The following is a 19028-nucleotide window of genomic DNA, read 5'->3' as shown; positions in this document are numbered from 1 at the left end:
TTCCCTAACCTCAGAGCGCTTCCGCGCCCGAAATGATTTCAATGAGTTCCTTGGTGATCTGCGCCTGACGCTGGCGGTTATAGCTCAGCGTCAACTTGTTGATCATCTCACCGGCGTTACGCGTCGCACTGTCCATCGCGCTCATCTTGGCGCCCATTTCACCAGCGACGTTCTCAAGGAGCGCGCGGAAAATCTGGACCGAAATATTGCGCGGGATCAGATCGTCGAGGATCGATGCTGGATCCGGTTCGTATTCGTAGACCGCACCCGCATGCTCCTCATCCTGGACGACAACAGCCGGAGCCGATGCCGGGATGAGCTGGAGCGCCGTTGGAACCTGCGAGATGACCGACTTGAACTCGGAGTAGAACAACGTGCAAACGTCGAACTCCTCGGCTTCGAACATCTCGATGACGCGCTTGCCGATCTGGTCCGCATTCTCGAAGCCGATACGCTTGACGTCGCGCAGTTCCTTACGCTCAACGATGAGCGAAGCAAATTCGCGGCGAAGAACGTCATAGCCCTTCTTGCCGATCGTGAAGATCTTTACGGTCTTGCCTTCAGCGAGAAGCTTGCGGGCATGGTCACGCGCAAAACGCGAGATCTGCGAGTTGAAACCGCCGCAAAGACCGCGTTCTGCGGTGCAGACCACCAACAGATGCACCTGGTCCTTGCCGGTCCCGGTCATCAGCAGCGGCGCGCCGTCCGCATCGGTCACGGCATTGGCGATATTCGCCAACACCACACCCATCCGCTGCGAATACGGCCGAGCGGCTTCGGCCGCCTCCTGCGCACGCCGAAGCTTCGCCGCGGCGACCATTTTCATCGCCTTGGTGATCTTCTGCGTCGCCTTGACGGAGGCGATCCGGTTTTTCAGATCCTTAAGTGAAGGCATCCGTTATCCGTCCTAAATGGGTCCGATCAGGCGAAAGACTTGGCGAAGTTATCGACGGCAGCCGTAAGCTTGCCCTTCGTATCATCGCTGATTGCCTTTTCCGTGCGGATCGTGTCGAGGATGGCCGAACCTTCAGAGCGGAGGTACGACAGCAGGCCCTGTTCGAACTTGCCAACCTGGCCGACAGCGATCTTGTCGAGGTAGCCGTTGACGCCGGCGAAGATCACCGCGACCTGCTCTTCCGTCTTCAGCGGCGAGAATTGCGGCTGCTTCAGGAGTTCGGTCAGGCGTGCACCGCGATTCAGCAGGCGCTGCGTCGAAGCATCGAGGTCGGAGCCGAACTGGGCGAAGGCGGCCATTTCGCGATACTGGGCGAGTTCCCCCTTGATCGAGCCGGCAACCTGCTTCATGGCCTTGACCTGAGCAGCCGAACCAACGCGCGAAACCGACAGACCGACGTTAACAGCCGGACGGATACCCTGATAGAACAGGTCGGTTTCGAGGAAGATCTGGCCGTCGGTGATCGAGATCACGTTGGTCGGAATGAACGCCGAAACGTCGTTGCCCTGCGTTTCGATGACCGGCAAAGCGGTCAGCGAGCCAGCGCCCTTTTCGTCGTTCATCTTCGCAGCGCGCTCGAGGAGACGCGAGTGCAGGTAGAAAACGTCGCCCGGATAGGCTTCGCGGCCCGGCGGGCGGCGCAGTAGCAGCGACATCTGACGGTAGGCAACAGCCTGCTTGGACAGGTCGTCATAACCGATCAGCGCGTGCTGGCCGTTATCGCGGAAGTATTCGCCCATCGTGCAGCCGGCAAACGGTGCCAGGTACTGCATAGGAGCGGGATCGGAAGCCGTCGCGGCAACGATAATCGAGTACTTCAGAGCACCACGTTCTTCGAGAACCTTGACGAACTGCGCAACGGTCGAGCGCTTCTGGCCGATAGCGACATAGACGCAGTACAGCTTCTCGCCGTCCGGACCATTGTCGTGGATAGCCTTCTGGTTCAGGATCGCGTCGAGAATGATCGCGGTCTTGCCGGTCTGGCGGTCGCCAATGACGAGCTCGCGCTGGCCACGACCGACAGGGATGAGCGCATCGATGGCCTTGAGGCCGGTCGACATCGGCTCATGCACCGACTTGCGAGGAATGATGCCGGGAGCCTTGATGTCAACGCGCGAACGACGCGTTGCATTGATCGGGCCCTTGCCGTCGATCGGGTTGCCGAGAGCGTCAACCACGCGACCGAGCAGTTCCGGACCAACCGGAACGTCAACGATTGCGCCGGTCCGCTTGACGGTGTCGCCTTCCTTGATCCCGCGTTCCGAGCCGAAGATGACCACGCCGACGTTGTCGGATTCGAGGTTCATCGCCATGCCGCGGATGCCGCCGGGGAATTCGACCATCTCGCCGGCCTGGACATTGTCCAGACCGTAAACGCGAGCAATACCGTCTCCGACGGAGAGCACCTGACCGACTTCCGAGACTTCTGCCTCTTTGCCGAAATTTTTAATCTGGTCTTTGAGAATTGCGGAAATTTCCGCGGCGCGGATATCCATCAGCCAACCTCTTTCAGTGCAAGCTTAAGGGTAGAGAGTTTGGTACGAAGAGACGTATCAATCTGACGGGACCCGACCTTCACGATCAGACCACCAAGAATTGACGGGTCAACCGTGACGGCAACCGCCACGTCTTTGCCGGTGACGCCCTTCAGCGCCGCCTTCAATTCAGTTTCCTGCGCCGCAGTCAGCGCATGGGCCGAGGTCACCTCGGCAGAGATTTCGCCACGCTGGTTTGCAGCGATGATGCGGAAGGCCCTGATCATGCCGGGAACGGCAAAGAGGCGGCGATTACGCGCCACGACCTTCAAGAAGTTTGCGAAGAAGCCGCTGATGCCGGCCTTCTCGCAGATCGCGACGATAGCATTGAACTGATCGTCCGCGGTAAAAACGGGGCTCGAAACGAAACGTCTCAGATCGTCGCTCTCATCCAGCATCGCCTGAAAACGGTCGAGATCCGCGGTCACGGTCGCGACGGCATTCTCTTCGATCGCCAACTCGAACAGCGACGAGGCATATCGTTCTGCAACACCAGATGTAAGCTGGGATGTGTCTGCCACTGGCACAATTTTCCCTGATTTCAATTCAAGAATCTGGCTTCCGGCGGGCGCCTGATTTAAATTCTTGAATTCGTTTTGATTTCCCCCAGAAATCACAAGAGAAGCCTCTTGCTTCTTCCGAAATTCGGGGTCCGTCTAACATAGGATCTGCGGACTCGCAACACGCGTAACGCCCGAATACGGCTTTCACATCGATTTCTGCCGGAAAAAGAAGGAAAGCTTCAAAAGGCCACCGCTATCGCACACGATCACCATTCAATTCAGGCGGAAAAGAAGCCGAAAACGTAACCGAGCGGGAGCGCCGCCAAAACGATCTGCACAACCAGGAGTAAATAGTTGATCATCGTACTCCCCTTATCTGAAAGAAGCGAAACGGTGCGCGCGAACGCCGCCATCGCGAAGGCCGCGCCGAGCGCCATGTAGATCCAGTCCTGCGCCAGCATCAGCGCCGAAAGACCGAAGCCGAGATAGAAGCCGCCCATCGACCTTTGTTCGGCGTAGCCGTCCCGTCGCCCTTCCCGTGGCGCAAGCCCGAACAAGCGCATCGCATATCCGGGGGCGAACATGATGATGAGCCCGACCAGCGCCGTAAATGCCGCGGCGCCAAAGGCGAGCCGTTCCCCCAACTCCGTCGGAAAATAGAAATCCATTGAATCGACCCCGAATAACCTGATTTGCAGTCCTTATGGCATGATTGCGGCAAGCGGCAAACGCTCGGAATACCTTGGTCTACAGGAAGCTTTGCGGATCGATGTCGAGTTGGACATGAATGGAGCCCCGTTCCTTGGGAGACTGCGACAGCAGGGCGCGGAGAAAGCCCTGAATGTCGGAATTCCGTCGCCCATGCACCAGCAGCCGAAACCGGTGGCGACCGCGCACGAGCGCCAGCGGTGCTTCGGCCGGCCCCAGTACTGAAATTCCCGTAACCTGCGGGGCGGCGTTGCGCATGCCGCGTGCATGGTTTTCCGCGTCGTGGCGGGTCTCGGCCGAGACGATGATCGACGCCAGCCGCCCGAAAGGCGGCAGGATGGCGCGCTCGCGCTCGGCGATCTCGCGCTCGTAGAAGGCGCTCGCGTCTCCGGACACGATCGCCTGCATGACCGGGTGTTGCGGCTGATAGGTCTGCAGCAGCCCGTGGCTCTTGAGGCCCGTGCGGCCGGCGCGACCGGTGACCTGAGACAGGAGCTGGAAGGTCCGCTCGGCCGCACGCGGATCTCCATTGGCGAGACCCAGATCGGCATCGACGATTCCGACCAGTGTCATCAACGGAAAGTTATGCCCCTTGGCGACCAGCTGCGTGCCGATGACGATATCCGCCTCTCCCTTGGCGATGGCATCGAGCTCAAGCCGCAGACGTTTGACACCCCCCATGATGTCGGACGACAGAACGATCGTTCGCGCCTCGGGAAAGTGCCGCTCCACCTCTTCGGCAATGCGCTCCACCCCCGGCCCGCAGGCCACGAGATGGTCGAGCGTGCCGCATTCCGGGCAGGCCTCGGGCGTGCGCTCGCTGTGGCCGCACTGGTGGCACTGCAGCTGCTTCTTGAAGCGATGCTCGACCAGCCAGCTGGAGCATTGCGGGCACTGGAAGCGATGGCCGCAGACCCGGCATAACGTCAACGGCGCGTAGCCACGCCTGTTGAGGAAGAGCAGCGCTTGCTGTTTTTTCTCGACGGTCTTGCCGATCGCGCGCACCAGCACCGGTGACAAGAAGCCGCCGCGTTCCGGCGCATGCCGACGCATGTCGACCAGATGCAGATCGGGCAGTGCCGCATCGCCGAAGCGTGTCGGCAGATGGATGGTGCTGTAGCGCCCGCTCTGGCCGTTTACCTGGCTTTCCACCGATGGTGTCGCCGATACGAGAACGACCGGAAAATCCCCGATCCTTCCGCGCACCACGGCCATGTCGCGGGCGTTATAGAACACTCGGTCTTCCTGCTTGTAGGCAGGGTCGTGCTCCTCGTCGACAATGATAAGGCCAAGATCCTCGAACGGCAGGAAGAGTGCCGACCGTGCGCCTGCGACGACACGCACGTCGCCTGTCACCGCCTGCCGCCAGACTTTCTCTCGCATTCTCGGCGGCAGGTCCGAGTGCCACTCGGCAGGCTTGGCGCCGAACCGGTCCTGGAACCGCTCCAGGAAGCTCGCGGTCAGCGCAATTTCGGGCAGCAGGATCAACACCTGCTTGCCCTTCTTCAGCGTCTCGGCGACGGCCTCGAAATATACTTCCGTTTTCCCCGAGCCCGTCACCCCATCGATCAGCGATACGGCAAACTCCCCCTTCCGGACTTCCGCCAGGATGTCGTTCGCCGCTTCCTTTTGAGGTCCTTCAAGCCGCGAGGCCGCGAAATCGGGATCCGGCCTTGCGACGACTGGCGGTGGAGACAGGAATATCGTCTCGAAAATCCCCTGGCTCACCAAGCCATCCACGACGCTTGTCGACACCCCTGCGGCATGTGCGAGCCCGCTGCGCGTCCACGACAAGCCATCGCCCGCCGTAGCGAGGACACGGGCGCGCGCCGGCGTCATCCGTTCCGGTTCGCCGCCAACAAAGCGCAACCCTTCCACCATCGGCTCAGGCTCGAAGGCGTTCGGCACGCGCAGCGCCATGCGGGCCACAAGTCCAGGCGGGGAGAGCGTGTAGCTCGCCACCCAGTCGATGAAATCGCGCATCTCCCTGGACAGCGGCGGGCAATCGAAGACATGGCTGATCGGCCGCAGCTTTTTCGGATCGATACCCTCGTCGCCGCCGTCCCAGACGACGCCGATGACCTGCCGGGGTCCAAGCGGCACCTGCACCACCGAGCCCGGCTCGACCGCCATGCCATCGGGCACAGCATAGGAATACGGCTTGGGAGCAGGCATGGGCACGAGCACCGGAACCGTGCGGTGCGCCGGCGGTGTGTCAAACAATGCTCCAAAGAGATCGGACGAATCTGTGCTCATCGGGCGCGACCATGCCCGGATCGGCGGAAAAATGAAACCCGCGACGCAATCACCTGCCTAATCTTCATCGTCGCCGTCTATCACCACCCGTCAGCCGCATCCCCTCTCCGGCGCATTCCGGACCAAAGGACCGAGGCGAATATCGAGCGGAGCAGCATGCCTCGCTATAACCCATCCGGTCATCGAAATGAATGGGCTCCAGCCATCCCATCCTGGCTGGGTTCGGCGATCGGCTGGAACTGCGCATCGCCATCGACATACAGATCGTGCACTGTATGCCTCTCGATCGCTTTCGTGACATCGTTGATGTCGCCTTCAAGATGCTCGACGGGAATCATGTTGCCGATCATGAAATCGAAGCGGTCGCCGCGCTTGTTGAGAAGCTCGTGAAACACCGTCATGTCCCTCAGCTCCGTCGACCACTTGGCGAACCAGTAGAACAGGCCCGAGTTCCGCGCGGTCACGTGAACGGGAAGGATCGGAAGATTGTATTTGCGCGCGAGCCCGACGGCGGACGTCTTCCAGGGACGCTCGTTCAGCCGTCCATTCGCCCAATAAGCAATCCGTCCGGAAGGAAAAAGCACCGTCGCCTTTCCTTCCCGTACCGCATGGTTCGTCAGCTGCAGCGTCTCGCGTGCCTTGGGCTTGCTTTTGTGTTCTTCGCGCCATTCGACTGGAATGATCACCTCGGCAAAGCGCGGATTGACGCGAACGGCATCGCGATTGGCAAAGAACATCATGTCCGGCCGCCGGCCCTTCAGAAGATCGAAGACAGCGACGCCGTCGGCAATTCCGGTGGGGTGGTTGCTCACCAGGATAAATCCACCGGAGGCCGGAATGCGCTCGCCGTTCCTGATATTGATCTTCAGTTGCAGCAGGCTGCTCATGTACTCGAAGCACTGGAAGCCCGGCATGTTCGCAACATCGTTGGCAAACCTGATCGCCCTGTTGTAGCGCAGGAGGGTATAGAGAAAAGGCCGCATCACGGGCCACAGCGGACTGTTGACGATGCGCCGGCCGCGTTCGGCTATCAGGGTGTCGACGATGTGTCCGGGATTGCCTTGCGAGACGAGTGTGATCGCTTCTGCGAACTGTCCGAAAGCCGTCATGGGTTGGCGCCGTGCCATGCAATATCCTGCGTCGTTGGGAAATCAGTTAGCGCGATTAATATGATGGAAGGATGACAGGCACCTGGCCGATATTAGCAATTCCATAACTGTCCTTCCCTCAGAATTGGCAGCCGGACCGGCAAATTCAAGGGGCCTGAGACGTGAACGAACTGCTGATCATCGCCGACCCGCGACTTATGACCGAACGCGCCGCCTGGCTCCAGAATCTCGCGAGCGAGAGGCGCCTTTCCGAGCACACCCTCGACGCCTATGAACGCGATACCCGCCAGTTTCTGACTTTTCTGACCGGCCATCTTGGTGGCCCGACATCGCTCAAGGACATCCATTCGCTACGACCGGCCGACTTCCGCGCCTTTCTGGCCGCACGTCGCAGGGACGGTTGCGGCGCCCGTTCGCTCGGCCGCAATCTTGCCGGTCTTCGCTCGCTCCTGCGTTACCTGGAGAAGAAGGGGCTGGTAAACGCCGCCGGTGCTGCCGCCATCCGCTCGCCCAAGCAGCCGAAATCGCTGCCCAAGCCGCTTTCCGACAGACAGGCGATATCGGTCGTCAGCGACGAGGCGCAATTGCATGACGAACCCTGGATCGCCGCTCGCGACGCGGCCGTCATGACACTTCTTTACGGCTGCGGTCTGCGCATATCGGAAGCACTCAACCTTACTCCGGGTGACCTGCGCCCCGGCGCGACCACGCTCCGCATTGCCGGCAAGGGCAACAAGACGCGGCTGGTGCCGTTGCTGTCCGTCGTTTTCGACGCCGTCGCAAAATACCGCACGCTCTGCCCGTATCATCTGGACATCACGGAACCGCTCTTTCGCGGCGCCCGCGGCGGCAAATTGCAGGCGGCAATCATTCAGCGCACGATGCAAAAGATGCGCAACGCCTTCGGCCTGCCGGAAACGGCGACCCCGCACGCACTGCGGCATTCCTTCGCAACACATTTGCTGGCCGGTGGCGGCGACCTCAGGACCATCCAGGAACTTCTCGGCCATGCCAGTCTTTCGACCACGCAGGTCTACACGGGTGTGGATTCCACCCGTCTCTTGGAAGTTTACGACCGTGCCCATCCCAGGGCATAATCTTTTGTTAACGTCTTCTCTTAAAGGAATATGCGCAAGCAAGACCGTAAAGATCGAGGCTTATTCATCGTGACCGGAACACCATCATGACGATCTCCATCGGCCACCGCAGCCTGCACGCCGCATCGCCGGGCAATGTCCTGCTCTGGCTGATTGCCGCTTTCCACATGCTGCTCGCCGCAGCGTTGCTTGCCGTGCTCTTCTCCGTCTCCCCGGCAGCCGCCGCCGACGACAGCTGCACCGGACGCAACGTGCTGGCCGATCTCAAGCAGAACGACCCGGCACGCTACGCCGAAGTCGTCCGGGAGGCCGATGCGGTACCGAACGGTAAGGGCATTTTCTGGAAGATCGAAAAGCCGGGCGTGAAACCATCCTGGCTGCTCGGCAGCATGCATGTCACCGATCCGCGCGTCGTCACCCTGCCGCCCCGCACGCAGGCCGCCCATGACGCGGCGGACACCATAGTCATCGAATCCGACGAGATATTGGACGAGAAAAAAGCCTCGGCGGCTTTGCTGATGAAGCCAGAATTGATGATGTTCACCGATGGCACGACCATCGACAAGCTTCTCTCCCACGATGACACCCTGCGCCTTGAGGAAGGTTTGAAGCAGCGCGGCATCCCACTTGCCGCCGTTTCGCGCATGCGTCCGTGGATGATCTCCAGCGTCGTTGCCCTGCCTAGCTGCGAAATGGCCCGCAAGGCCAAGGGCGTGCAGTTTCTCGACCAGAAGATCGCCGCCGACGCCGTTGCCCAGGGCAAGCAGGTCAAGGGCCTGGAAACGCTCTCGGAGCAACTGCAGGCGATGGCCGAACTGCCGACCGAATTTCACATGAAGTCGCTAATCGAGACGTTGGCGCTCGGTCCCAAGATGAACGACGTCGTGGAAACCATGACCGATCTTTACCTCTCCGGCGACATCGGAATGACGATCCCGATGCTGAAGACGGTCTCGCCCGAAGGCGAGGACGAGGACAGCGACTACGCCGCCTTCGAGCAGCGCATCATCCTCGACCGCAACAAGGTCATGGCCGAGCGTGCCGCCCCGATCCTCGCCAACGGCAACGTCTTCATGGCTGTCGGCGCGCTTCACCTGCCTGGTGAAGAGGGCGTGATCGAGCTGCTGCGTAAGCAGGGCTTTACGCTGACCGCGGTGAACTGACGCTTTTCAGCGCCCGCCCGAAGCACTGCCGTACAACGGCTTGCGGCACCCTCCCGATCGTATCCCACCTGAACGAAAAAGACCGCGATCCTTTCGAATCGCGGCCTCGTCGGAATCTCTCCCGAATTGCCTACAGGTGGATCGGCTTGAAGAACGCAGCGAGTGCCGCTTCCTTCACCGCTTCCGACATCGTCGGATGGGCATGGCACGTACGGCCGAGATCTTCGGCGGAGCCGCCGAATTCCATCAGCACGGCGATCTCGTGGATCATCTCGCCAGCGCCGAAGCCGACGATATGGCCGCCGAGAACGCGGTCGGTGGTCTTGTCCGACAGGATCTTCACGAAGCCGTCTGTAGCAAGCATGGCGCGGGCGCGGCCATTGGCCGTGAACGGGAACTTGCCAACCTTGTAGGCGATGCCTGCGGCCTTCAGCTCTTCCTCGGTCTTGCCGACGGAGGCGACTTCCGGCTGGGTGTAGACGACACTCGGAATGACGTCATAGTTCACATGGCCAGCTTGGCCGGCGAGGATTTCGGCCAGCGCCACACCTTCGTCTTCCGCCTTGTGCGCGAGCATCGGGCCCTTTACCACGTCGCCGATCGCATAGATGCCGGCAACATTGGTCTTGAAGTGGCCGTCGATTTCGACGCGGCCGCGATTGTCGAGGACGACGCCTGCTTCTTCCAGGCCGAGACCGGCGGTATACGGCTTGCGGCCGGTGGCGATCAGCACGACGTCGGCTTCAAGCGTCACCTTGTCGCCGCCCTTGACCGGCTCGAACGTCACCTTCGCACCCTTGCCACCCTTTGCAACGCCGACCACCTTGGCACCTAGGTTGAAGTCGATACCCTGCTTGGCCAGCATGCGGTGGAACTGCTTGGCAACGTCGCCGTCCATGCCGCCGAGGATGGTGTCGAGATATTCGACCACGGTGACCTTGGCGCCGAGACGCGACCATACAGAGCCGAGTTCGAGGCCGATGACACCGCCTCCGACGACGATCATCGTCTCGGGAACCTTCTCGAGCGCGATACCGCCCGTCGACGAGATGATCACCTTCTCGTCGAGATCGACCTGCACGCCCGGAATACCGGCAACGTCGGAGCCGGTTGCGATGACGATGTTCTTGCCTTCGATTTCCTGCACCTTGCCGTCTTCGGCGGTGACCGAGACCTTTCCTGCGGAAACGATCTTGCCGGTGCCGATGAAGCTGTCGATCTTGTTCTTCTTGAACAGGAAGGCGACGCCGTCGACGTTGGCCTTCACCGTCGCATCCTTATGCGCCAGCATCTTGCCGAGGTTCAGCTTGGGGGCGGCAACCTCGACGCCGAGCGCATCCATGCCGTGGCCGGCCTGATGGAACATCTCGGAAGCATGCAGAAGCGCCTTGGAGGGAATGCAGCCGACATTCAGGCAGGTGCCGCCGAAGGTCGCGCGCTTCTCGACGACCGCGACCTTGAGGCCAAGCTGGGCCGCCTTGATGGCAGCGACATAACCGCCCGGGCCGGTTCCGATAATGATCACATCATAGGACATTGTTTCTTTTCCTTTGCGTTATTTGTTTGGTCCGCCGCGCGGGTAAGTGAGCAGGCGTCGAGCAGAGCGGCACCAGCGCCGGGCACGACGGTGAAGATCGAGACGCGGCCGTCGTGCCGAGGAATTGGAGCGTGCACCTCATGCTCACTGCGCCCTCTGCATCATCGACCGCCGCTCACATTGAGGATCGCGCCCGTGACATAGGAAGCCGCGGGGGACAACAGGTAGAGCACGGCATCGGCGATCTCCTCTGCCGTTCCCGCCCGCTGCATCGGAATGCTGGGCGCCATGTCCCGCGCCCGATCCGGCAAGCCGCCGGATGCATGGATCTCGGTGTCGATCACGCCCGGCCGCACTGCATTCACCCGCACGGCCTCGGTCGCCACTTCCCGGGCCAGGCCGATTGTGAAGGTATCGATCGCCGCCTTTGAGGCAGCGTAGTCGACATATTGCGAGGGCGAGCCGATGATCGCCGCCATCGAGGAGATATTGACGATCGCCCCGCCCTTGCCGCCATGCCGGCTCGACATCCGCCGCACCGCTTCGGCTGCACAAAGAATGGAGCCGGAAACGTTGATCCGCATCATCCGATCGAGGCGCTCGACCGACATCTCGTCGACCCGTGCAGGCGCATCGACAATGCCGGCATTGTTGGCCAGCCCGTCCAGCCGCCCGAAATGCGTGTCGACCGCTTCGAACATTGCGGTGATGTCACCAGCATCGCCAACGTCGCCCTTGATGGCGATGGCTTCCCCGCCTGCAGCCTTGACGGCCGTGACGACCGCATCGGCGGCGGCGCGGTTCGAGGCGTAATTCACAGCCACGTCCCAGCCCTGAAGGGCAGCAGCGCGGCAGATCGCAGCACCGATGCCCCGGCTGCCGCCAGTCACAAGAAGAACCGGCCGTTGCGTCATTTCCCACACTCCTTGAATGCCAGAACATCCCAAGGTGCGACCTGCGCCTTGCCGATGCCCCAGACCGACGACGAACGGATTGCCGGGCCAAGGCCGGGCAGGACGATCCTTGCGGCCGCCGTGGCAGCTTCCGGCTGCAGATTATCCACCTCGCCCTTGGCGTCCATGCCATAGACAGCACCTTGCCAGACCGTGCAGGCATTGAGATCGTCGCCCGTCACGTCGCCACCCGGACAATCGAACATCAGGATACCGACGGCACGCTCCGGATCCTCCGAAGCCATGACGTATCCATCGAGAACGATCGACGTCTTCAGGATCTTCAGCTTGAACTGGTTGCTGGCAGCGGCGGATTCAGAATTGATCGGCGTAAACCGAAGCTCATAGGCACCATCCCTATCGGAATAGACCGCGTTTGCCTGCTTGCAGTCAGCGGCACTGGCCGAAGCGGCCGGGAGAGCCGTGAAAACCGCAAGCGACGCCAGGAAACCGGTGCTTCCGACAAGGGAAAGCACAGCATCCACACGCCCGATAAACATTGCCAGCGACATCACGCGCCCCGCGGCTGAGGTGAAAAGGGCCGCTCACGCGGCCCAGTTGATTGCTTAGAGATCGAGCACCAGGCGTTCCGGGTCTTCCAGGCTTTCCTTGACGCGGACGAGGAAGGTTACGGCTTCCTTGCCGTCGACGATCCGGTGATCGTAAGACAGCGCCAGGTACATCATCGGACGAATGACGATCTGGCCGCCGACAACAACCGGACGATCCTGGATCTTGTGCATGCCGAGAATGCCCGACTGCGGTGCGTTGAGGATCGGCGATGACATCAGCGAGCCGTAGACGCCGCCATTGGTGATGGTGAACGTGCCGCCCTGCATGTCGGCCATCGACAGCGTTCCGTCGCGGGCAGCCTTGGCAAGACGGCCGAGGTCTTTTTCGATCTCGGCGATCGACATCTGGTCGGCATCGCGGATGATCGGAACGACGAGGCCCTTGTCGGTACCGACGGCCATGCCGACGTGACAATAGTTCTTGTAGATGATGTCCGTGCCGTCGATCTCGGCGTTGACGGCCGGCAGTTCCTTCAGCGCGTGGGTGACGGCCTTGGTGAAGAAGCCCATGAAGCCGAGCTTGACGCCATGCTTCTTTTCAAAGACGTCCTTGTACTTGGCGCGCAACGCCATGACGGCGCTCATGTCCACCTCATTGTAGGTGGTGAGCATCGCAGCCGTGTTCTGAGCATCCTTCAGGCGCTTGGCGATCGTCTGGCGAAGGCGCGTCATCTTGACCCGCTCTTCGCGGCCTGCATCCTCTACGGTCGAAGGACCCCGCGGGGCAACCGGCGCAGCTGGCGTGGCAGCCGGAGCCGACAGGCCCTTGGCGACAGCGGCAATGACGTCGCCCTTCAGGACCTGGCCGCGCTTGCCGCTGCCATCGACCTGATCAGCGGAGAGATTGTTCTCGGCAAGCATCTTGGATGCTGCCGGAGCCGGCGGCATCGACGAGACCGATGCGGAAGACGCAGCAGCCGCGACAGCGACCGGTGCGGCAGCAGCAGCTGGCTCCGCAGCCTTGGCCGGAGCAGCGGCAGCAGCACCAGTGCCGGCCGAGATCTGGCCCAGCAGCGCGTCGAGACCGACGGTTTCGCCGGCTTGGGCGACGATCTCCGAAAGAACGCCGGCAGCCGGTGCCGGGACTTCGATGGTCACCTTGTCGGTTTCAAGCTCGACGAGTGGTTCGTCGGCCTTGATGACATCGCCGACCTTCTTGAACCAGGTGCCGACGGTTGCCTCGCTGACGGATTCACCGAGAGTTGGAACGCGGATTTCTGTGGCCATTGTTTAAATCCTGAATTTTGATCCGTGAATTGTGATCAGTGTGATTTTTGACGGCGTTCCGGCAGTGTGGCCGAACAGCGAATTAATACGGAGAGGAAGCGATTGCCGCCTCTCCGATCTCATTCCATTAGCCGCCGAGCGCATCCTCCAGGAATGCGGCAAGCTGTGCCAGATGCTTCGACATCAGACCGGTTGCCGGCGAAGCGGCTGCCGGACGTCCGGTGTAGCGGACGCGCTGGTACTTGGCGTCTATGTGAGCGAGCACCCATTCCAGGTACGGGTCGATGAACGACCATGCACCCATGTTCTTCGGCTCTTCCTGGCACCAGACCATTTCCGCATTGCGGAAGCGGCTGAGCTCGTTGATGAGCGCTTTGGCCGGGAACGGATAGAGCTGCTCGACGCGTAGCAGGTAGACATCGTCGATGCCTCGCTTTTCACGCTCCTCCAGAAGATCGAAGTAGACCTTGCCGGAGCACATGACGACGCGGCGGATCTTGTTGTCCTTCTGCAGCTTGATCGGACCGTCCTTGATCACCTCGGCATCGTCCCAGAGCAGACGGTGGAAGGAAGATTCGCCGGCCATTTCCGCCAGACCCGACACCGCGCGCTTGTGGCGCAGCAGCGACTTGGGCGTCATCAGCACCAGCGGCTTGCGGAAGTCGCGCTTAACCTGGCGGCGCAGGATATGGAAGTAGTTCGCCGGCGTCGTGACGTTGGCGACCTGCATGTTGTCTTCAGCGCAGAGCTGCAGGAAGCGTTCCAAGCGAGCCGAAGAGTGTTCCGGACCCTGGCCTTCGTAGCCGTGCGGCAGCAGGCAGACGAGACCGGACATCCGCAGCCACTTGCGCTCGCCCGACGAGATGAACTGGTCGAACACGACCTGCGCACCGTTGGCGAAGTCGCCGAACTGGGCTTCCCAGAGCGTCAGCGCGTTCGGGCGGGCCAGCGAATAGCCATACTCGAAGCCGAGCACCGCCTCTTCCGAAAGCATCGAGTTGATGACTTCGTAGCGTGCCTGGGTTGGCGAGAGGTTGGCGAGCGGGATGTAGCGCTCTTCCGTTTCCTGATCGTAGAGCACCGAGTGGCGCTGCGAGAACGTGCCGCGTTCGCAATCCTGACCCGACAGACGAATCTTGTGGCCTTCCGTCACAAGCCCGCCGAACGCCAGCGCTTCCGCCGTCGCCCAGTCGATGCCTTCGCCCGTCGAAATCATGTTCGAGCGGTTTTCCATGAAGCGCTGGATGGTGCGGTGCGCATGGAAGCCTTGCGGAATTTCCGAAAGCTTGCGGCCGATTTCCTTCAGCTGCTTCATCGGGACGGCGGTCTTGCCGCGACGCTGCTCGTCGGCATTGTCAGCCGTGCGCAGGCCGGACCATTCGCCGTCCAGCCAGTCGGCCTTGTTCGGCTTGTAGTGTTGGCCGGCCTCGAACTCCTGTTCCAGATGAGCGCGCCAGTCAGCCTTCATCTTCTCGACTTCGCCGTCGGTCAGCACACCCTCGGAAACGAGCCGTTCCCCGTAGAGCTGCAGCACGCTCTTGTGGCTGCGGATGACCTTGTACATCTTCGGCTGGGTGAAGGATGGTTCGTCGCCTTCATTGTGGCCGTAGCGGCGATAGCAGAACAGGTCGAGGACGACAGGCTTGTGGAATTTCATGCGAAATTCCATGGCGATCTTGGCCGCGTAGACGACCGCTTCCGGATCGTCGCCGTTGACGTGCAGGATCGGTGCCTCGATCATCTTGGCGACGTCGGACGGATAGGGCGACGAGCGCGAGAAGGCCGGATTGGTGGTGAAGCCGATCTGGTTGTTGATGATGACGTGCATCGTGCCCGCAACGCGGTGACCGCGAAGACCGGAGAGCCCGAGGATTTCGGCAATGACGCCCTGGCCGGCAAAAGCCGCGTCGCCGTGGATCAGCAGCGGCAGCACCTTGGAGCGCTCGGAAAGCGGAATGGTATCGCCTTCCCAGACGGTGGCGCCCATGTCCTGCTTGGCGCGCGCCTTGCCCATGACCACGGGGTCGACAATCTCGAGGTGCGACGGATTGGCCGTCAGCGACACGTGAATCTTGTTGCCGTCGAATTCGCGGTCGGAAGAAGCGCCGAGGTGGTACTTCACGTCGCCCGAGCCTTCGACTTCGTCAGGCGCGTAGGAGCCGCCCTTGAACTCGTGGAAGATGGCGCGGTGCGGCTTGCCCATGACCTGGGAGAGCACGTTCAGGCGGCCGCGGTGGGCCATGCCGAACACCGCTTCCTTCAGGCCGAGACTACCGCCGCGCTTGAGGATCTGTTCCAGCGCCGGGATCAGTGATTCACCGCCGTCGAGGCCGAAGCGCTTGGTGCCCTTGAACTTGACGTCGAGGAACTGCTCGTAGCCCTCGGCTTCGATGATCTTGGCAAGGATCGCCTTCTTGCCTTCGTTGGTGAAGGCAACGCCCTTGTCCGGGCCTTCGATCCGTTCCTGGATCCAGGCCTTTTCCTCAGGGTTGGAAATGTGCATGAACTCGACGCCGAGCGTCGAGCAATAGGTGCGCTCGAGGATCTCGATCATCTCCGGGATGGTCGCGTATTCCAGGCCGAGAACGTTGTCGATGAAGATCTTGCGGTCGTTGTCAGCGGCGGTGAAGCCGTAATTCTCGGGCGCCAGCTCGTGGTAATCATCCACCGGAGCAGCAATGCCTAGCGGATCCAGCTTGGCGTGCAGGTGGCCGCGCATCCGGTAGGCGCGAATCATCATGATGGCGCGAACGCTGTCGCGCGTCGCCTGCAGGATGTCGGCACCGTCGGCCTGCTTGCCTGATGCTTCCGCCTTGGCCTTGACCTTGGTCTCGACCACCTTCTCGATGATGCCCCAGTCGCCGTCCAGCGCCGAGACGAGGTCGCCGCTGGCCTGCAGCGGCCAGTTTCTCTTTCGCCAGGACGCGCCCTTGGCGGCCCGCTTTACGTCATCAGGATTGTCTTCCAGCGCCTTGAAAAACGCTCGCCACTCCTCGTTGACCGAGGCTGGATCGTCTTCGTAGCGCGCATAGAGCTGCTCGATATAAGTAGCATTGGCGCCATCCAGGAACGAGGTGACCTGAAACTGCTCGTTGGCTTCTTGCCGTGCCATGGTTACACGCGGACGCTTCCGCCCGCCTCCTGACTTAGTGTTTTCGCCGATCTCTCCCGACCGGCTGCCGCATCTGTCTTCGCCGCCTGTCCGCGGCTCATTCCGTGTCTTGGTCTAATCCGGGCAGCACGACACGAATGCGTGCTGCCCGGGTCTTATAGATTGGTTCAGCCCTTGAGGACTTCAACCAGCGTGGTGCCGAGGCGAGCAGGCGAAGGCGACACCTTGATGCCGGCCGCTTCCATGGCCGCGATCTTCGATTCCGCATCGCCCTTGCCGCCGGAAACAACAGCACCGGCGTGGCCCATCGTGCGGCCCTTCGGAGCCGTACGACCGGCGATGAAGCCTGCCATCGGCTTCTTGCGGCCCTTCTTGGCTTCGTCGATCAGGAACTGTGCTGCATCTTCTTCAGCCGAACCGCCGATTTCGCCGATCATGATGATCGACTTGGTGGCGTCGTCAGCGAGGAACATTTCCAGCATGTCGATGAACTCGGTGCCCTTCACAGGGTCGCCGCCGATGCCGACAGCCGTCGTCTGGCCGAGGCCTTCGTTCGACGTCTGGAACACGGCTTCGTAGGTCAGCGTGCCGGATCGCGAGACGATACCGACCGAACCCTTGCGGAAGATCGAGCCCGGCATGATGCCGATCTTGCATTCTTCCGGCGTCAGGACGCCTGGGCAGTTCGGGCCGAGCAGGCGCGACTTGGAGCGGTCGAGGCGAGCCTTGACGCGAACCATGTCCATGACAGGGATGCCTTCGGTGATGCAGGTGATCAGGCCGATCTCGGCATCGATCGCCTCGATGATCGCGTCAGCTGCACCAGCCGGCGGAACGTAGATCACCGACGCGTCGGCGCCCGTGCGTTCCTTGGCTTCGGCAACCGTTGCGAAGATCGGCAGGCTTTCGCCCTTCGAGCCGGTCCACGTTTCGCCACCCTTCTTCGGGTGGATACCGCCGACCATCTGCGTGCCGTAATAGGCAAGCGCCTGTTCGGTGTGGAACGTGCCGGTCTTGCCGGTCAGGCCCTGAACGAGGACCTTGGTATTCTTGTTGACGAGAATAGACATTATCAGGTCCTCAAATTAGGCGTTGATCGCCGCGACGATCTTCTTGGCAGCGTCGTCGAGATCGTCAGCAGCCGTGATCGCAAGACCCGATTCGTTGAGGATCTTCTTGCCGAGTTCGACATTGGTGCCTTCGAGGCGCACGACGAGCGGAACCTTGAGGCCGACTTCCTGAACTGCTGCGACAACGCCTTCGGCGATGACGTCGCACTTCATGATGCCGCCGAAGATGTTGACGAGGATGCCCTCGACCTTCGGGTCAGCGGTGATGATCTTGAAGGCTGCAGCCACCTTCTCCTTGCCGGCGCCACCGCCGACGTCGCAGAAGTTTGCCGGCTCCTTGCCGTACAGCTTGATGATGTCCATCGTCGCCATGGCGAGACCGGCACCATTGACCATGCAGCCGATGTTGCCGTCGAGCGCCACGTAAGCGAGGTCCCACTTGGAGGCTTCGATTTCCTTGGCGTCTTCTTCGGTCTCGTCGCGCAGCGCCTTGACGTCGTCATGGCGGAACAGCGCGTTGCCGTCGAACGACATCTTGGCGTCGAGAACGCGCAGATGGCCGTCCTTCATGACGATCAGCGGATTGACCTCGAGCAGAGCCATGTCCTTTTCGCCGAACGCCTTGTAGAGCGCCGGGAACAGCGACTTGGCGTCTTCGGCAGCAGCACCGGAAAGCTCGAGTGCCCCAGAGATCGCGGCAACGTCAGCAGCCGTCACACCGGCTTCCGGGTTGATGGCGATCGCGTGGATCTTTTCAGGCGTGTCGTGGGCAACGGCTTCGATGTCCATGCCGCCTTCGGTGGAAACCACGAAGGCAACCTGACCGACCGAACGATCGACCAGGATCGAGCAATAGAGCTCGCGGTCGATGTCGGCGCCGTCTTCGATGTAGAGACGGTTGACCTGCTTGCCGGCGTCGCCGGTCTGGGCGGTGACCAGAGTGTTGCCGAGCATGTCCTTGGCGTGCGCCACGACTTCCTCGATCGACTTGGCAAGACGAACGCCGCCCTTGGCGTCAGGGCCGAGTTCCTTGAACTTGCCCTTGCCGCGGCCGCCGGCGTGGATCTGGCTCTTGACCACGTAGAGCGGGCCCGGGAGCGACTTCGCAGCGGCTTCCGCTTCCTCGACCTTGAGGATGGCAACACCTTCCGCGACCGGCGCGCCATAGCCCTTCAGCAGAGCCTTGGCCTGATATTCATGAATATTCATGGATCTATTCCTGTTTGGATTG

The 19028-nt window shown here is 61.4% G+C and carries 15 protein-coding genes; 2 read left to right on the top strand and 13 right to left on the bottom strand.

Annotation, left to right across the window (positions count from 1 at the left end):
• Nucleotides 1-10: 10 nt before the first annotated feature.
• The 6 genes from ASC90_RS16120 to ASC90_RS16095 form a co-directional block, all read right to left on the bottom strand.
• Complete coding sequence (locus tag ASC90_RS16120) at nucleotides 11-895, bottom strand: F0F1 ATP synthase subunit gamma (protein WP_056542312.1); 885 nt, start codon at nucleotides 893-895, stop codon at nucleotides 11-13.
• 26 nt (nucleotides 896-921) lie between these two features.
• Nucleotides 922-2451, bottom strand: a complete 1530-nt coding sequence (gene atpA / locus ASC90_RS16115; RefSeq protein ID WP_056542310.1) for a F0F1 ATP synthase subunit alpha — start codon at nucleotides 2449-2451, stop codon at nucleotides 922-924.
• Nucleotides 2451-3017, bottom strand: coding sequence for a F0F1 ATP synthase subunit delta (locus tag ASC90_RS16110; protein ID WP_082519952.1), 567 nt, complete (start codon nucleotides 3015-3017; stop codon nucleotides 2451-2453). The genes atpA and ASC90_RS16110 overlap by 1 nt, the downstream gene beginning before the upstream one ends.
• A 254-nt stretch (nucleotides 3018-3271) precedes the next feature.
• Nucleotides 3272-3661, bottom strand: coding sequence for a hypothetical protein (locus ASC90_RS16105; RefSeq protein WP_056542306.1), 390 nt, complete (start codon nucleotides 3659-3661; stop codon nucleotides 3272-3274).
• A 79-nt stretch (nucleotides 3662-3740) separates the two neighbouring features.
• On the bottom strand, nucleotides 3741-5957 hold the full coding sequence (locus ASC90_RS16100) for a primosomal protein N' (protein ID WP_056542304.1): 2217 nt from the start codon (nucleotides 5955-5957) through the stop codon (nucleotides 3741-3743).
• Between the two features lie 179 nt (nucleotides 5958-6136).
• On the bottom strand, nucleotides 6137-7084 hold the full coding sequence (locus ASC90_RS16095; protein ID WP_056542303.1) for a 1-acyl-sn-glycerol-3-phosphate acyltransferase: 948 nt from the start codon (nucleotides 7082-7084) through the stop codon (nucleotides 6137-6139).
• 143 nt (nucleotides 7085-7227) lie between these two features.
• Here ASC90_RS16095 and ASC90_RS16090 point away from each other — a divergent pair, with 143 nt between their 5' ends.
• Nucleotides 7228-8163, top strand: coding sequence for a tyrosine recombinase XerC (locus tag ASC90_RS16090; protein WP_056542301.1), 936 nt, complete (start codon nucleotides 7228-7230; stop codon nucleotides 8161-8163).
• A gap of 86 nt (nucleotides 8164-8249) precedes the next feature.
• On the top strand, nucleotides 8250-9326 hold the full coding sequence (locus ASC90_RS16085; RefSeq protein WP_056542299.1) for a TraB/GumN family protein: 1077 nt from the start codon (nucleotides 8250-8252) through the stop codon (nucleotides 9324-9326).
• A gap of 130 nt (nucleotides 9327-9456) precedes the next feature.
• On the opposite strand, the gene lpdA is transcribed toward ASC90_RS16085, so the two are convergent.
• The 7 genes from lpdA to sucC form a co-directional block, all read right to left on the bottom strand.
• Nucleotides 9457-10863 carry a dihydrolipoyl dehydrogenase gene (gene lpdA / locus ASC90_RS16080; RefSeq protein WP_056542297.1) on the bottom strand — a complete coding sequence of 469 codons (1407 nt, stop codon included), beginning with the start codon at nucleotides 10861-10863 and terminating at the stop codon, nucleotides 9457-9459.
• A gap of 161 nt (nucleotides 10864-11024) precedes the next feature.
• Nucleotides 11025-11777: an SDR family oxidoreductase gene (locus ASC90_RS16075; protein ID WP_056542295.1), complete on the bottom strand. Its 753-nt coding sequence runs from the start codon at nucleotides 11775-11777 to the stop codon at nucleotides 11025-11027.
• Nucleotides 11774-12316 carry a hypothetical protein gene (locus ASC90_RS16070; protein ID WP_056542669.1) on the bottom strand — a complete coding sequence of 181 codons (543 nt, stop codon included), beginning with the start codon at nucleotides 12314-12316 and terminating at the stop codon, nucleotides 11774-11776. The genes ASC90_RS16075 and ASC90_RS16070 overlap by 4 nt, the downstream gene beginning before the upstream one ends.
• A gap of 66 nt (nucleotides 12317-12382) precedes the next feature.
• Nucleotides 12383-13615 carry a 2-oxoglutarate dehydrogenase complex dihydrolipoyllysine-residue succinyltransferase gene (gene odhB / locus ASC90_RS16065; protein WP_056542293.1) on the bottom strand — a complete coding sequence of 411 codons (1233 nt, stop codon included), beginning with the start codon at nucleotides 13613-13615 and terminating at the stop codon, nucleotides 12383-12385.
• A 127-nt stretch (nucleotides 13616-13742) separates the two neighbouring features.
• Nucleotides 13743-16727, bottom strand: coding sequence for a 2-oxoglutarate dehydrogenase E1 component (locus tag ASC90_RS16060; RefSeq protein WP_056542292.1), 2985 nt, complete (start codon nucleotides 16725-16727; stop codon nucleotides 13743-13745).
• 167 nt (nucleotides 16728-16894) lie between these two features.
• On the bottom strand, nucleotides 16895-17797 hold the full coding sequence (sucD, locus tag ASC90_RS16055) for a succinate--CoA ligase subunit alpha (protein WP_056542290.1): 903 nt from the start codon (nucleotides 17795-17797) through the stop codon (nucleotides 16895-16897).
• A 15-nt stretch (nucleotides 17798-17812) separates the two neighbouring features.
• Entirely contained in the window at nucleotides 17813-19006 is a 1194-nt protein-coding gene (gene sucC, locus ASC90_RS16050) for an ADP-forming succinate--CoA ligase subunit beta (RefSeq protein ID WP_056542288.1), read from the bottom strand.
• Between the last annotated feature and the right edge of the window lie 22 nt (nucleotides 19007-19028).

Source organism: Rhizobium sp. Root1220 (assembly GCF_001426265.1).
In the GTDB taxonomy this organism is placed as follows: Bacteria; Pseudomonadota; Alphaproteobacteria; order Rhizobiales; family Rhizobiaceae; genus Rhizobium.
The sequence above is the reverse complement of the archived record's forward strand: the minus strand, read 5'-3'. Positions and strand labels throughout refer to the sequence as shown.

Coding starts and splice junctions, on each gene's coding strand:
- ASC90_RS16120 (WP_056542312.1), bottom strand. CDS start 895: ATGCCTTCACTTAAGGATCTGAAAAACCGGATCGCCTCCGTCAAGGCG.
- atpA (WP_056542310.1), bottom strand. CDS start 2,451: ATGGATATCCGCGCCGCGGAAATTTCCGCAATTCTCAAAGACCAGATT.
- ASC90_RS16105 (WP_056542306.1), bottom strand. CDS start 3,661: ATGGATTTCTATTTTCCGACGGAGTTGGGGGAACGGCTCGCCTTTGGC.
- ASC90_RS16100 (WP_056542304.1), bottom strand. CDS start 5,957: ATGAGCACAGATTCGTCCGATCTCTTTGGAGCATTGTTTGACACACCG.
- ASC90_RS16095 (WP_056542303.1), bottom strand. CDS start 7,084: ATGGCACGGCGCCAACCCATGACGGCTTTCGGACAGTTCGCAGAAGCG.
- ASC90_RS16085 (WP_056542299.1), top strand. CDS start 8,250: ATGACGATCTCCATCGGCCACCGCAGCCTGCACGCCGCATCGCCGGGC.
- lpdA (WP_056542297.1), bottom strand. CDS start 10,863: ATGTCCTATGATGTGATCATTATCGGAACCGGCCCGGGCGGTTATGTC.
- ASC90_RS16075 (WP_056542295.1), bottom strand. CDS start 11,777: ATGACGCAACGGCCGGTTCTTCTTGTGACTGGCGGCAGCCGGGGCATC.
- ASC90_RS16070 (WP_056542669.1), bottom strand. CDS start 12,316: ATGTTTATCGGGCGTGTGGATGCTGTGCTTTCCCTTGTCGGAAGCACC.
- odhB (WP_056542293.1), bottom strand. CDS start 13,615: ATGGCCACAGAAATCCGCGTTCCAACTCTCGGTGAATCCGTCAGCGAG.
- ASC90_RS16060 (WP_056542292.1), bottom strand. CDS start 16,727: ATGGCACGGCAAGAAGCCAACGAGCAGTTTCAGGTCACCTCGTTCCTG.
- sucD (WP_056542290.1), bottom strand. CDS start 17,797: ATGTCTATTCTCGTCAACAAGAATACCAAGGTCCTCGTTCAGGGCCTG.
- sucC (WP_056542288.1), bottom strand. CDS start 19,006: ATGAATATTCATGAATATCAGGCCAAGGCTCTGCTGAAGGGCTATGGC.